This is a genomic window from Pannonibacter sp. Q-1, assembly GCF_054073275.1.
On record NZ_JBSXNB010000006.1, the window covers coordinates 207,174 to 221,772 of the forward strand.

Genomic DNA, 14,599 nt, shown 5'->3' on the forward strand with positions numbered 1-14,599 from the left:
GGGGAAATCTGGCATGTTCCCCCGGCTCGGAATAGGGCAGGAATACTGTCCCTTTTTCGAGCCCCGAGGTTACTCGCTGGGCCGTGGCCAATCCGCGGCAATCGCCGGATATGGGGGAGGCACCACAGACACCGGCACCTCATGCGAGAGCCTGCGGACAGGCTCCAGACTGCCTTGCTGCCCCGTGCGACAGGCAGAAAAAGGGCATCACCGGCGAAGCGGGAGGCTTGCTTTCGCCAGAAGACGGTTCGCTTTGTGGAAGCGAAGCGTTAAAACTACGACAGAGCCGCGGCACAGGCTGAGGGAGATCTGCGTGTCTTGCCCCCAAGAGGGGAAAGGTGCGCACATGCGACCTGAGGACGGCTGCGGAAACACTGGATTACAGTGAGGGCGCATATGATGAAGAGTGAGCTGACCACCAGCACAGCCATGGCCGTAGCAGGGCGCGAGGGAGCGAAAAAAGCTCGCACCGCGACCACTATCGCCACGCGTCTGCGCGAGGCGGCAGATAAAGGGCTCTACAATCCTTCTCGCGAACACGACGCCTGCGGCGTCGGCTTCATTGCGCATCTCAAAGGCCAGAAATCGCACAAGGTCGTCGCGGACGGCCTGAACATCCTTGAAAACCTCACCCACCGCGGTGCGGTTGGCGCCGACCCGCTGATGGGCGACGGCGCAGGGATGCTCGTGCAGATCCCGCATGAATTCTTCAAGGCCGAACTGTCGGCGCAAGGGGTGACCCTGCCGGAGCCGGGCCAGTATGGCGTCGGCTTCCTGTTCCTGCCGCAGGACGCGGCCCTGCGCGCCAAGTGCGTGGAAATTGTCGAGCGCGTTGTCGCAGCTGAAGGCCAGAAGGTCCTCGGCTGGCGTGATGTGCCGGTCGACAATTCGTCCCTGTCCAAGGCACCGGACATTGCCGCCACCGAGCCCTATTCCCGCCAGCTCTTCATTGGCGCGGCCGATGGCATCGACCAGACCACCTTCGAGCGCCGCCTGTTCGTGCTGCGCAAGGTGATTTCCAACACCGTGCGCGCCGAGAGCAACGCGGTGAAGCAGGGCTTCTATCTGGTCTCCATGTCCAGCCGCACGCTGGTCTACAAGGGCATGTTCCTGGCCTATCAGCTGGGCGCCTATTACAAGGACCTGAAGGACGAGCGCTTCACCTCGGCCCTCGCCCTGGTGCATCAGCGCTTCTCCACCAACACGTTCCCGTCCTGGGATCTCGCCCACCCCTACCGCATGGTGGCGCATAACGGCGAGATCAACACCCTGCGCGGCAACGTCAACTGGATGGCCGCCCGTCAGGCGTCCGTGTCCTCGCCGCTGTTCGGCGACGACATCACCAAGCTGTGGCCGATCTCCTACGAAGGCCAGTCGGACACCGCCTGCTTCGACAACGCGCTGGAATTCCTCGTCATGGGCGGCTACTCGCTGGCCCATGCGGCGATGATGCTGATCCCGGAAGCCTGGGCCGGCAACCCGCTGATGGACGAGAACCGCCGCGCCTTCTACGCCTATCACGCAGCCATCATGGAGCCGTGGGACGGCCCGGCCGCCGTGGCCTTCACCGATGGCCGCCAGATCGGCGCGACGCTGGACCGCAACGGCCTGCGTCCGGCCCGCTACATCGTCACAGATGATGATTATGTCATCATGTCCTCGGAAGTGGGCGTTCTGCCGATCCCGGACGAGAAGATCGTCAAGAAGTGGCGCCTGCAGCCGGGCAAGATGCTGCTCATCGACCTGGAAGAAGGCCGTATCGTCTCCGACGACGAGATCAAGCGCCAGCTGTCCACCGCCAACCCCTACAAGGACTGGTTGCACCGCTCGCAGATCGTGCTTGAGGACATGCCGGGCGTGCGCGAGCGCGCTCCGGTGGCTGGTGAAAGCCTGCTCGACCGCCAGCAGGCCTTTGGTTACACCCAGGAAGACATCAAGCTGTTGATGCAGCCGATGGCGACCGTGGGTCAGGAAGCCGTGGGCTCCATGGGCACGGACACGCCGATTTCGGCGCTCTCCGACAAGTCGAAGTTGCTTTACACCTACTTCAAGCAGAACTTCGCGCAGGTGACGAACCCGCCGATCGACCCGATCCGCGAAGAGCTGGTGATGAGCCTCGTCTCCTTCATCGGCCCGCGTCCGAACCTGTTCGACCTCAAGGGCCTGTCGCACGCCAAGCGCCTGGAAGTCCGCCAGCCGATCCTCACCAACGAGGATCTGGAAAAGATCCGCCGCATCGGCGACATCGCGGACAATCACTTCTCGGCCAAGACGCTCGACATCACCTATTCCGCAGCGCGTGGCGCCGAGGGCATGGAAGATGCGCTGGAGGAACTGTGCCAGCGGGCCGAGAAGGCCGTGCGGCATGGTGACAACATCATCATCCTGTCCGACCGCCTGATCAGCCGCGCCCGCATCGCCATTCCGGCGCTGCTGGCCACCGCTGCCGTGCACCATCACCTGATCCGCAAGGGCCTGCGCACCTCCGTGGGCCTCGTGGTGGAGACGGGTGAAGCCCGCGAAATTCATCATTTCTGCGTGCTGGCCGGCTACGGCGCCGAGGCGATCAACCCGTATCTGGCCTTCGAGACCCTGCTCTCGATGCACCACGAGATGGACTTCCCCGAGGAAGTCGATGCCGATGAAGTGGTCTACCGCTACATCAAGTCCATCGACAAGGGCATCCTCAAGGTCATGTCCAAGATGGGCATTTCGACCTACCAGTCCTATTGCGGCGCGCAGATCTTCGACGCCATCGGCCTGTCCTCCGCCTTTGTCGAGAAGTACTTCTTCGGCACGGCCACGACCATCGAAGGCATCGGCCTGAAGGAAGTGGCGCAGGAAACCGTCATGCGCCACCAGATGGCCTTCGAGGATGTCGCCATCCTGCGCCGGTCACTGGAAGTGGGCGGTGAATATGCCTACCGCATCCGCGGCGAGAGCCACATGTGGACGCCGGATTCCATCGCCACCCTGCAACACGCCGTGCGCGGCAATCTGCCGGACAAGTACCGGGAGTTCGCCGAGCTTTCCAACAAGGAGACCGGCCGCTTCTCGATCCGCGGCATGTTCCGCATCAAGAGCGCGGAAGAGCTGGGCCGCAAGCCGATCTCCATCGGCGAGGTGGAACCGGCCGACAAGATCGTCCGCCGCTTCGTCACGGGCGCCATGTCCTTCGGCTCGATCAGCCGCGAGGCGCATACCTCGCTCGCCATTGCCATGAACAAGATCGGCGGCAAGTCGAACACCGGTGAAGGCGGCGAGGAAGCCGAGCGCTTCAAGCCGCTGCCGGATGGCTCGATGAACCCGCAGCGCTCCGCCATCAAGCAGATCGCGTCCGGCCGTTTCGGTGTCACCACCGAATATCTGGTCAATGCCGACATGCTGCAGATCAAGGTGGCCCAGGGCGCCAAGCCCGGTGAAGGCGGCCAGCTGCCGGGCCACAAGGTCGATGCGGTCATCGCCAAGGTGCGTCATTCGACCCCGGGCGTGGGCCTGATTTCGCCCCCGCCGCACCATGACATCTACTCGATCGAAGATCTGGCGCAGCTGATCTACGACCTGAAGAACGTGAACCCGGAAGCCGACATCTCCGTGAAGCTGGTGTCGGAAGTGGGTGTCGGCACGGTGGCCGCAGGCGTTGCCAAGGCGCGCGCCGACCACATCACGGTCTCCGGCTATGACGGCGGCACCGGCGCGTCGCCGCTGACCTCGATCAAGCATGCCGGCAGCCCCTGGGAAATCGGCCTTGCCGAAACCCAGCAGACGCTGGTGCTCAACGGCCTGCGCTCCCGTGTGGCGCTGCAGGTGGACGGCGGCCTGAAGACCGGCCGTGACGTGCTCATCGGCGCCCTTCTGGGTGCGGACGAGTTCGGCTTTGCCACCGCGCCGCTGATCGCCGCAGGCTGCCTGATGATGCGCAAGTGCCACCTCAACACCTGCCCGGTTGGTATCGCCACCCAGGACCCGGTGCTGCGCAAGCGCTTCAAGGGCACGCCGGAGCACGTGATCAACTACTTCTTCTTCGTCGCAGAAGAGCTGCGCGAGCTGATGGCCTCTCTCGGCGTTGCCGACCTCAACGAGATCATCGGCCGCTCCGACTTCCTCGACAAGGAAACCGCCATCGACCACTGGAAGGCGAAGGGCCTCGACTTCGGCCGCATCTTCTTCCAGCCCGAGGCAGCTCCGGAAGAAACCCGCTGGACCCAGCGCCAGGAGCATCCGATCACGGATATCCTGGACCGCCGCCTCATCGCGGCTGCCCGTCCGGCGCTGGAAGACAAGACGCCGACCATCGTCGAGGAGACCATCTGCTCGGTCGACCGGTCTGCCGGTGCCATGCTCTCGGGCGAAGTGGCCAAGCGCTACGGCCACAAGGGCCTGGCGGCGGACACGCTGAAGATCAACCTGAAGGGCACTGCCGGTCAGGCCTTCGGCGCCTTCCTCGCCCGCGGCATCACCATGGAACTGCGGGGCGATGCCAACGACTACGTCGGCAAGGGCCTGTCGGGCGGCAAGATCATCGTGCGTCCGTCGGACAAGGCACGGATCGTGCCGGAAGAGTCCATCATCGTCGGCAACACCGTGCTTTACGGCGCGACCGAGGGTGAGTGCTACTTCCGCGGCGTTGCGGGCGAGCGTTTCGCCGTGCGCAACTCCGGTGCGATTGCGGTGGTCGAGGGCGTGGGTGACCACGGCTGCGAATACATGACCGGCGGCATCGTCGTCGTCATCGGCCAGACCGGACGCAACTTTGCAGCCGGCATGTCGGGCGGCATCGCCTATGTGCTGGATGAGGAAGGCAACTTCTCCTCCCGCTGCAACCTTGCCATGGTCGATATCGAGCCGGTGGCCGAGGAAGACGACCTGCTGGAGAAGCTGCACCACCATGGCGGCGACATCGAGCACAAGGGCCGCGTGGACGTGACGGGCGACATGACCCGCCACGACGACGAGCGCCTGCGCCAGCTCCTGCTCAACCATGTGGCCCACACCGGCTCCACCAAGGCTCAGGCGATCCTGGATGCCTGGGATGTGTACAGGCCGAAATTCGTCAAGGTGATGCCCGTCGAGTACCGCCGGGCCTTGCGCGAGATGGAAGAAAAACGGCTCGGCATGGTGGCGGCGGAATAAGCCCGCCACCTGCGCCCGGCCCTCGCGGCAGACGCTGAGGGCCGGCACCACCCGGCAACAGCGCCGTCTCCCGGACAAACGGTCGAGGCGGCTGAGGACGAAACGAGTTTTGAGGAGGTCACCTTGGGCAAGGTCACCGGATTTATGGAAATCGACCGGCAGGAGCAGAAGTACCAGCCGGCATCCGACCGCATCCGCCATTTCCGCGAGTTCACCCTGCCGCTGAACCAGGGCGAGGTCGAGCGTCAGGCGGCCCGTTGCATGGATTGCGGCATCCCCTATTGCCACGGCCCCACCGGCTGCCCCGTGCACAACCAGATCCCGGACTGGAACGATCTGGTCTATCAGGGCGACTGGGAACTGGCGCTGCGCAACCTGCATTCGACCAACAACTTCCCGGAGTTCACCGGCCGCGTCTGCCCCGCCCCGTGCGAGGAGGCCTGCACGCTGAACCTCGAGGACGCCCCGGTCAACATCAAGACAGTTGAGCAGGCGATTGCCGACAAGGGCTGGAAGGAAGGCTGGATCCGCGCCGAACCCTCCGCCACCAAGACCGGCAAGACCGTTGCCGTCATCGGTTCCGGCCCGGCCGGCATGGCCGCTGCCCAGCAGCTGGCCCGCGCCGGGCACACCGTCCATGTCTATGAGCGCGAGCCCAAGGCCGGCGGCCTGCTGCGCTATGGCATCCCGGACTTCAAGATGGAGAAGCGCCACATCGACCTGCGCGTCAAGCAGCTGGAAGAAGAAGGCGTCACCTTCCACTATGGCGTCAACGTCGGTGTCACCGTCACCATGGAAGAGCTGTCCGAGCGCCATGATGCCGTGATCATCTGCGCCGGCGCCGAGCGTCCGCGTGATCCGGGCGTCTCCGGCATGGAGCTGGAAGGCTGCCACTGGGCCATGGACTATCTGGTCCAGCAGAACCGCCGCGTCGGCGGTGAGGATGTCTCCGGCGAGGCGCCGATCTGGGCTGCGGGCAAGCATGTGGTCGTCATCGGCGGCGGCGACACCGCCTCCGACTGCGTCGGCACGGCCTTCCGTCAGGGCGCCCTGTCGGTGACCCAGCTCGACATCCGCCCGATCCCGCCGCTGAAGGAAGACAAGCTGACCGTGTGGCCCTACTGGCCGACGAAGTTCCGCACGTCTTCCTCGCAGGCCGAAGGCGCCGAGCGCGAATTCTCCGCTGCGACCCTGGGCCTCGTCGGCGAGGACGGTCACATCGTTGGCGTCAAATGCGCCCGCGTGGACGAAAAGCGCAAGCCGATCCCCGGCACGGAGTTCATCCTGCGCGCTGATCTGGTGATGGCCGCCATCGGCTTCTCCGGCCCGCGCCTCGACACCTTCATCGCCGAGCTGGACGGCAAGCTGGAGCTGGATGGCCGCACCAACGTGAAGGCCAACACCGAGGACTACAAGACGAGCTATGCCAACGTCTTTGCCGCCGGCGACGTCCGCCGCGGCCAGTCGCTGGTCGTCTGGGCCATCCGCGAAGGCCGCCAGGCCGCCCGCGCCGTGGACGAATTCCTCACCGGCTCCTCCAACCTGCCCCGTTGAGCGGCAGGCGGAACAGCACAATCCCCAGGAGCGGCCCCCGGGCCGCTCTTTTTGTTTTGGGATAAGGCCCACTCTCCGGCCGAGGCCGCCACCGTCCGGTCCTGCGCGGCCAGCCCCGCCGCAAGCCGTCTAAGGCTTCGTGTCAAACCGCTCCTGTGCAGCGGCAAGATCGCCTTGATGCGCAACGGCCCAATCATAAAGAGCCAGAAATGGATCCTGCAGCGTCCGGCCCAGCGGCGTGATCGAATATTCGACGGCAACCGGCGACGTGGCTGTCACCGTCCGCTGCACCAGCCCGTTTCTTTCCAGCTTGCGCAGCGCCTCAGTCAGCGCCTTCTGGGTAATCCCGTCGAGGCGGCGCTTGAGAGCATTGAAGCGCTTCGGCTCCTCGCAGAGAAAGGTCAGGATCAGAATAGACCACTTGTGGGCTATTTGTTCGAGCACCGGCCTGACGCCAGGAAGTGTTTCGAGAACACGCTCTTCTGTATAGGACATCCGGTTTCCTTGACGATACCTAGGATACATTAAGTGCGTAATTGACACTTAGTACACGATATATACCTGTGTTGAGGCAATTCGTCATCCTCATAAGGAAAATCGCCTTGACACATTCAAACCTCAAGAAACCCGGAACAGCCATCGTGACCGGAGCGTCCTCCGGGATCGGCAAAGTCTATGCCGAGCGTCTTGCGGCGCGCGGATATGACCTCGTGCTGGTTGCCCGGCGGCAGGACCGCTTGCAGCACATTGCCGGGGAATTGCAGCAGCAGTTCCCGGTTTCCGCCAGAGCGCTGGCCGCCGATCTCACCACCGCTGAAGGGGTCTCTGCGGTGACGCAGCTCCTGTCGGATGATCCTTCCATTTCACTTATCATCAACAATGCCGGCTTCTCTGCTCTGAAGCCTCTCACACAGACACCTGATGCCACAATCGAGAGCATGATCGCCCTGAACATTACGGCCCTGACCGCCCTGTCGAAAGCCGCGCTCGCGGCGTTCAAGGGCCGCAATGCCGGAACGATTGTCAATATCGGGTCCGGCGCCGGTTTCAGCCCCTATCCCGGCATTCCTGTTTACGGCTCCACCAAGGCCTATGTGTTCCTCTTCACCCAGAGCCTGCAGCACGAAGCCGAAGGCACCTCGGTCAGGGTTCAGCTGGTGCTGCCCGGTGCGGTCGTTTCCGAAGGCTGGGAAGTCGCCGGAGGCGCAGACCTTGAGCCTCTGCCGGAGGCGATCGTCATGACCACGGAGGATTGTGTCGATGCGGCGCTCTCAGGCCTCGAACAAGGAGAAACCATCACCGCACCGTCGCTGCACGACACGTCTCTGCTGCCGGACTACGTTGCTCTGTCCGGCAGGCTGCTGCAGGCGATGTTTGATGGCAAGCCTGCCGAACGCTACAAGCTGGCCAGATAGCAGCTGCCGGCGCAGCTGGTGACACCAGGCTCCAGCGGGTTGCGGCAACCGGCGACCTTGTTCAAAGGCTGCCGCAACTGACACCGGGACAGAGCCGGCCTTCAGAGCGCCAGACCCCGGAAGCCCCAATCCGTCAATTTGGCACAGCACCCGTGAAATCCACGCGGCCGGGAGTGGGCGCGCCGGTGTCGCCTGTGGCCAGGAACTTGCGGGCAAGGCGGGCGGCGGCTTCGGTTTCCACCGGAGGCAGGATCTGGGGTTCGTTGGCATCGCCCGCCAGATGGTCCTCTGCCGACAGGGCGCGTCCGGTCAGGACGATGAAGTTCGGATCGTCCGCCACGCCTTCAAAGGCGAGCCCGCCATAGCCGCCAAGCACACGGGCAAGCTCCCGCTCGACGAAAAACGCCACCTTGCGGGCCCCGGCCCAGGTGAAGCCGACGCCATCATTGGCGCGCAGGCGGCGGCGCTGGCCGTCCACATCCGGCCCGAAGGCGGTATAGGCCTCGTTGTCATCCAGGAACATCTTCCAGATGTCCACATAGGTTGAACGGGTCATGGCGGCTTCGCTCTGAAGCAGATCGTTGATCAGCGTAAAGCCGGGATCAAGCCGGGCGGCTTCGGTCGGCGGCAGGCCCACCAGCAGCAGGGGCTTGCGCTCCTGCCGCATGGCCAGCGCCAGGGCGCGCAGCTTCTTGCGGTATTCCGCCTTGAAGGCATCGCTGCCGAAGGGCACCAGACCGCCATCCGGCTGCGGCAGATCCTTGAGATCGGCATAGCCGAAGACAGCCACGACCGCCTTGACGCCGCCGCCGCGGATGCGCGAGACCGCCCGCTCCGTCCACGCCGGGTCCGGCTCTCCCATCAGGCCGTCAGGCCGGGCGGCCGGCTGTGCCGCCCCGGTGCCGCCCTCGGGAGACGCGGCCGGTGAGGCCGCAGGCGCCTCTGTGAGAAGCTCAACCCGGATCATCGGCTTCTGTGCAAATATGGAGGTCAGCCCTTCGGCAAGGGCTGCGGCCGTTGGCCCGCCGAGCACAAGCACAACACCTGCATCCGGCTCCTTCGGCGCTTCCACGACTTTGGGAGGGGTATTGCTGGGGGCGGCCGGGGCTTTCTTGCGCACCACAGGCTTGGCTTCCTGCACCCGCACCTCGGGCCGGGACACGCCGAACAGGCGCATGAGCGGGCGCAGCGGGTTGAAGCCATCTTCGGAAGGGGGAGGCGGAATGGGGCGCCCCTGCGCCAGCACAGCCCCCTGCAGCACCGGCAGAACAACCAGAGCTGCAAGGAGAATGGCAAGCCAGCGCATCCTGAACGAAAGAAGCGGCACCCGGAAACCTCCATCTGAACAAGGTCAGACTATAGGCAATCCGGCGCCGCTCCGGAAGTGCTACACCAACTCTCGATGAGTTCGGCTCATCGAGAGTTGGTCAAGCCCGTACGGTGCTTGAGCATTTTCAAGGCGTGATGCGTCAGCATCGAAAGCCTTGGTATTAGCTGCCGCTGCCGATCCTGGACAGCAGCATGACCGAGGCATAGCCATCCGGGATCAGGCCGCGCGACTTCTGGAAGGCGCGGATGGCGCGGCGGGTGGCGGGGCCTGCCAGACCATCCGGCTCACCAGCCTGGAAGCCCTTGCGGTTGAGAGCTGCCTGCAGCTGCATGGTCTGGTCCTTGTTGAGCGGCAGATGCTCCCGCGCCCAGCCCCCGGCAAAGGCATCGCCGCCCCGGATCCGGTCGGCCAGATGGCCAACGGCCAGCGCATAGGCGGTGGCATTGTTGTAGCGCTTGATGACGGAGAAATTCTTCAGCATCAGGAAGCTCGGACCAGCCGCCCCGGCCGGCAGCACAAGCACGGCGGTGTCATCGGCACGCGGGAAGCCGCGGCCATTCGGCCGCACGACACCAAGCCGCGACCATTCGGCCAGCGTCTTGGAGGTGGTGTCGTCCGCCAGCGAGTAATCGAAGCCGCGCGGCAGGCTGACCTCATAGCCCCAGGTCTTGCCTGGCTGCCAGCCGTGTTCCTTCAGGTAATTGGCGGTGGAAGCCAGCGCATCGGGAATGGAGGTCCAGATATCGCGGCGGCCGTCGCCATCGAAATCGGCAGCATAGCGCTTCCAGCTCGACGGCATGAACTGGGTGTGGCCCATGGCACCGGCCCAGGAGCCGATCATGTCCTTGTGGCGCACATGGCCGGCCTGAATGATGCCCAGGGCCGAGACCAGCTCGCCCTGCCAGAACTCACGGCGGCGCGGCGCTTCATAGGCAAGCGTCGCCAGCGCGCGGATCACATCATGGCCGCCCATGAAGCTGCCGTAGTTGGTTTCCATGCCCCAGACGGCCAGAACCACTTCCTTCTGCACGCCGTAGCGGGCCTCGATCTCGCGCAGAACGGCGGCATGCTCACGCAGCATCTTCTGGCCATTCTCGATCCGCGTGGGGGAAACCGCGCTTTCGAGATAGTCCCACACCGGCTTCACGAACTCGGACTGGCGCGACATCAGGCGCACCGTGTCCGGATCCGGCGTCATGCCGGTGAAAACGGCGTTGTAGATCTGGCTGTTGATCCCTGCCGCCTGTGCCTGCGGCCAGAAATTGCGGACCCACGTCTGAAAGCCCGCATCCGCGAGCGCAGAGCCAGCCTGCATCATCCCTCCAGCAGCAAGCAGCACGGCAGCGGCAAGGCCGCGAGCCTTTCTGGCGATCCGGCCCATTGGCCGGGACACATCCTGTCCGGTCAAACCGTTGTTCGTCATTCAGGCCTCCTTAATGCCCGGAATGCCCCCGCACCCCATGTTGGCAAGCTGATCTTCTGGCCTCATCGGCTCACCGGCGTATCCGGACACCCGCCTGGATGCGGTTTTCATCGTAATCCGCACCGGCGATTGAGCTGTCAAAGGTCCGATAGGTATATGTCCCCGTCAAGGCAACGTTGCGTGTCAGGGCATAGGTTGCTCCCGCCAGCGCGCTGGTGGTTGCCTCTTCGATGCCCACGCCCTGATAGTGGCGCCGCGCATAGCCCGCGCCCGCCTGCGCCACCAGCCGCTCGGACAGGGCATGGGACACGCGCAGGTCCGCGCTGTAGAGGATCGAGCCGGAAGATCCGGCCAGATCCGACGGGCTGAGCGTTGTGGTCAGACCTGCGGTGACTGTCGTCAGCCGCGTCGGCGACCAGACGAGCGAACCGTCGACGGTCAGACCCGCCAGATCCTGAAGCTGGCGGCTGTCCAGCCGCTCCACCCGCCATCCGGCCGCCACTTCGCCCGCAAGCTTTGGCCCTGCGGCAATGGTCACGCCGCTGCGCAGGACATAGCCCTTGGCATCGCGGCGGATGCAAGGGGCAGCGCAATCCTCATCGAAGGCGCGGCGCAGAGCGGTCACTTCGGCAAAGGGCTGCAGCATTGCGCCAGTGCGGGCATCCAGCCGCAGCGTCGCAGAATAGAGCGTGTTGTCGCGTCCGCTGCGGTCTGCCCCGCTCTGCCCCTCGGAATACATCGTCCGGGCCACATCACCGCGCAGGGTGGCCGCCAGAATGCCCGCCTCCCGGGTCACGCCCAGCGAGGCATTCACCACATTGACATCGCCTTCCCCATTCGGGTTCTCCGCCGTGGAGGTGTCTTCACGCGAATAGGAATGGCCGAGTGAGCTGTTGATCTGCGTGCTGTCCCCGGCATCAAGCCGCAGCGCCGCTCTGGTGTCGATGGAAGGCTCGCTCCGCACATTGCTGCCGGGATAGGCCGCATAGGAGCCGCGCAACGATACATCCAGCTGATGCCGGGACCAGTCCGAGCGGATCTGCAGGTCGGGTGCAACGGAATAGAGCGCGTTGGCACGCCCGCTGGAAGAGCCGGCCGCATTGTCCGACCAGCCCCCGGAGACCGTCAGTTGCGGCACAACCGTGAAGGTGCCCACCCGCAGCCCCAAAGGCGCATCATAGGTGGTTTCACCGTCGAACACATCATTGCCCAGGGCGCCGCCCTGCCCGCCGTTGGCGCTGACCCGGCGCACGGCGTTGACCCGGTCGGAGAAGGGCCGCGTCTGGCTCTGGCGGCCGGTGCCGACAAGCCCGGCAGAGCCAGCCTCTTCCGTGCCGCCAATCAGGGAATAGACCTGCGCCTGCGTCGGATTGACCGCCGGCAGGGAGCCTGTGGCCGAAGGCGCCGCGCCACCAGCCGGTGGCAGAGCCTGTCCGCCGGTGCTGTCCATGGCCTGCCCGCTGCCATCAAAGGTGCTGGTGCGCAGTCCCGTTGCGCCCGTGGACGGACTGCCGGCCACCTGCGCAGCCGCAGGCAGCGCGCTCAAGGCGCTCACGAGCAGGCAGGAGAAAAACTGGCGCATCATCAAAAGCCGGACCGGGACCCATGGGTACAATTCGTCTCAAAATGCGGGATACATGGTTAACCACGGGTTTCCGTGCCGTAAATTGGCATTGCCAGAGGGTTACCGCTGACCCGTCCGGGCAGGCATCATCCACCCGGATGCTTGCGCCGCCGCCGCCGCTGGCATAGACAGGCCTCAGTCCGCACAAGCCTCAGTCCGCACAAGGGCTGAGGTCCGCAGCGCAACAGGACAAAGCCATGCACAGCGCCAGCCTTACCGACACCGCCCCCTCATCACTTTCAAGTGAGGACCGCGAAACTCTAGCTTCAGCGGACCGGACGCTCGGCACGGAGCTGGCAGCTCTGACCTCCCTGCGCGATGCGCTGCAGGACAGCTTGGCTCAGCCCTTCACCCGTGCGGTGGCGCTTCTGCATGGCATTGCTGGCCGCGTCATCATTTCCGGCATCGGCAAGAGCGGCCACATCGGCACCAAGATTGCCGCCTCCATGGCCTCCACCGGAACGCCCGCATTCTTCGTCCATGCCAGCGAGGCCAGCCACGGCGACCTTGGCATGATCACGCAGAATGATGCGGTGGTTGCCCTGTCCTGGTCCGGCGAAACGCCGGAACTGGCCAGCATCATCGCCTATACCCGCCGCTTCAAGGTGCCGCTGATCGCCATCACCTCATCGGCCACCAGCGCGCTCGGCAAGGCAGCCGACATCGTCCTCGCCCTGCCGCAGGTGACGGAAGCTTGCCCGCATGGCCTTGCGCCGACGTCCTCGACGCTGCTGCAACTGGCCATCGGCGATGCGCTGACAGTGGCTCTTCTGGAGGCGCGCGGCTTCACGGCACAGGATTTCCGCGTCTTCCATCCGGGCGGCAAGCTGGGAGCGAGCCTCCGGCTTGCCCGCGACATCATGCACAAGGGCGATGCCATGCCGCTCACGGTGGAAGGCACGCGGATGCGTGATGCCATCGTGCTGATGACACAGAAGGGCTTTGGCGTCGCCGGTGTCACGGATCAGGCCGGCAATCTCACCGGCATCGTCACCGACGGTGACCTGCGCCGGCACATGAGCAGCAATTTCCTCGACAAGACCGTCGATGAAATCATGACCCGGCGGCCGAAGTCTGTTCCGGGCGACATGCTGTCAGGTGCCGTGCTGGAGTTCCTCAACACGGCGGCGATCACCTCGATCTTCGTGGTGGAAGACGGCAAGCCTGCCGGCATCATCCATATGCACGACCTGCTGCGCATCGGAGCGGCCTGACGCAAAGGTTGCTTAACGCAAAAACCTCAATTCACAGCGTGATTAGGGATTGATTAGCCTAGTTTCTCTAAGCTCCGGCTCCAGAGTGTTCGGCCTCTTTGGCCTCTTGGAACGGTGCCTGGAATGGATCTGGCTTCAATCATAGGAATTATCGGCGCCTTTGCCATCGTCATGGTCGCCATCCTGCTGGGCGGCAGCTTCGGTCAATTCGTCGATCTTCCTTCCATTCTCATCGTGGTCGGCGGCGGCCTTGCCGCGACCCTGATCCGCTTTTCGCTTGGGGGCATCGGCAGCGCCCTCGCCCTTGGCGCCAAGGTCGGCTTCGGTGCCAAGAACATCAAGCCGCGCGACCTGATCGAAGAAATCAGCGGCTTGGCGGAAATCGTGCGCAAGTCTGGCCCGCTCGGGCTGGAAAATGCCGCTGTTTCGGATCCGACCCTGGCAAAGGGCGTGCAGTATATCGCCGACGGCTACGAGATCGACTTCATCCGCGAATCCATGATGCGCGAGCGGGATCTCACGCTGTCGCGCCTTGCGGAAGGCAAGCGCGTGTTCAAGGCCCTGGGCGACAGTGCCCCGGCCTTTGGCATGATCGGCACGCTGGTCGGTCTGGTGCAGATGCTGGCCAACATGGACGATCCTTCGGCCATCGGCCCGTCCATGGCCATCGCCCTTCTGACCACGCTTTATGGCGCACTGATTTCCAACTGCTTCTGTCTGCCGATGGTGGACAAGCTCGATGCCAAGTTCGACGTGGAAGAGGTCAACCAGACCCTCATCATCGACGGCATCCTGCAGATCCGCGAATCCAAAAGCCCGGCGCTGATCCGCGAGATGCTGATCGCCTATCTGCCGGAAAGCGCCCGTGCCGGCCTCGTCGACGCGGCATAAGGCAAGGGCGGAAAG

At 64.4% G+C, this 14,599-nt stretch carries 8 protein-coding genes and 1 pseudogene; 5 read left to right on the top strand and 4 right to left on the bottom strand.

Annotation, left to right across the window (positions count from 1 at the left end; translation table 11 throughout):
* Nucleotides 1–510: 510 nt before the first annotated feature.
* Nucleotides 511–5,133, top strand: a pseudogene (gene gltB, locus ACVNHC_RS18065) (glutamate synthase large subunit); the annotation flags it as partial.
* Nucleotides 5,134–5,256: 123 nt separating this feature from the next.
* Complete coding sequence (locus ACVNHC_RS18070; RefSeq protein WP_058898749.1) at nucleotides 5,257–6,687, top strand: glutamate synthase subunit beta; 1,431 nt, start codon at nucleotides 5,257–5,259, stop codon at nucleotides 6,685–6,687.
* Nucleotides 6,688–6,816: 129 nt separating this feature from the next.
* Here ACVNHC_RS18070 and ACVNHC_RS18075 read toward each other — a convergent pair whose 3' ends face one another.
* On the bottom strand, nucleotides 6,817–7,182 hold the full coding sequence (locus tag ACVNHC_RS18075) for a winged helix-turn-helix transcriptional regulator (protein WP_050472414.1): 366 nt from the start codon (nucleotides 7,180–7,182) through the stop codon (nucleotides 6,817–6,819).
* 107 nt (nucleotides 7,183–7,289) lie between these two features.
* On the opposite strand from ACVNHC_RS18075, the gene ACVNHC_RS18080 reads away from it, so the two are divergent.
* On the top strand, nucleotides 7,290–8,102 hold the full coding sequence (locus ACVNHC_RS18080) for an SDR family NAD(P)-dependent oxidoreductase (RefSeq protein WP_157757111.1): 813 nt from the start codon (nucleotides 7,290–7,292) through the stop codon (nucleotides 8,100–8,102).
* Between the two features lie 133 nt (nucleotides 8,103–8,235).
* On the opposite strand, the gene ACVNHC_RS18085 is transcribed toward ACVNHC_RS18080, so the two are convergent.
* The 3 genes from ACVNHC_RS18085 to ACVNHC_RS18095 form a co-directional block, all read right to left on the bottom strand.
* Entirely contained in the window at nucleotides 8,236–9,429 is a 1,194-nt protein-coding gene (locus ACVNHC_RS18085) for an SGNH/GDSL hydrolase family protein (protein ID WP_457168462.1), read from the bottom strand.
* Between the two features lie 163 nt (nucleotides 9,430–9,592).
* A complete protein-coding gene (locus tag ACVNHC_RS18090) occupies nucleotides 9,593–10,813 on the bottom strand; it encodes a lytic murein transglycosylase (protein WP_457168592.1) in 1,221 nt (406 codons plus the stop codon).
* A gap of 112 nt (nucleotides 10,814–10,925) precedes the next feature.
* A complete protein-coding gene (locus ACVNHC_RS18095) occupies nucleotides 10,926–12,440 on the bottom strand; it encodes an outer membrane beta-barrel protein (protein WP_457168464.1) in 1,515 nt (504 codons plus the stop codon).
* A 236-nt stretch (nucleotides 12,441–12,676) separates the two neighbouring features.
* Here ACVNHC_RS18095 and ACVNHC_RS18100 point away from each other — a divergent pair, with 236 nt between their 5' ends.
* Both ACVNHC_RS18100 and ACVNHC_RS18105 read left to right on the top strand, forming a co-directional pair.
* Nucleotides 12,677–13,693, top strand: a complete 1,017-nt coding sequence (locus ACVNHC_RS18100; protein ID WP_050472410.1) for a KpsF/GutQ family sugar-phosphate isomerase — start codon at nucleotides 12,677–12,679, stop codon at nucleotides 13,691–13,693.
* 123 nt (nucleotides 13,694–13,816) lie between these two features.
* Complete coding sequence (locus tag ACVNHC_RS18105; RefSeq protein ID WP_050472409.1) at nucleotides 13,817–14,584, top strand: motility protein A; 768 nt, start codon at nucleotides 13,817–13,819, stop codon at nucleotides 14,582–14,584.
* The last annotated feature ends 15 nt before the right edge of the window (nucleotides 14,585–14,599 follow it).

Bases quoted from the DNA above. Each gene is read 5' to 3' on its own strand.
- ACVNHC_RS18075 (WP_050472414.1), bottom strand. From the start codon at position 7,182: ATGTCCTATACAGAAGAGCGTGTTCTCGAAACACTTCCTGGCGTCAGG.
- ACVNHC_RS18090 (WP_457168592.1), bottom strand. From the start codon at position 10,813: ATGGGCCGGATCGCCAGAAAGGCTCGCGGCCTTGCCGCTGCCGTGCTG.
- ACVNHC_RS18095 (WP_457168464.1), bottom strand. From the start codon at position 12,440: ATGATGCGCCAGTTTTTCTCCTGCCTGCTCGTGAGCGCCTTGAGCGCG.
- ACVNHC_RS18100 (WP_050472410.1), top strand. From the start codon at position 12,677: ATGCACAGCGCCAGCCTTACCGACACCGCCCCCTCATCACTTTCAAGT.
- ACVNHC_RS18105 (WP_050472409.1), top strand. From the start codon at position 13,817: ATGGATCTGGCTTCAATCATAGGAATTATCGGCGCCTTTGCCATCGTC.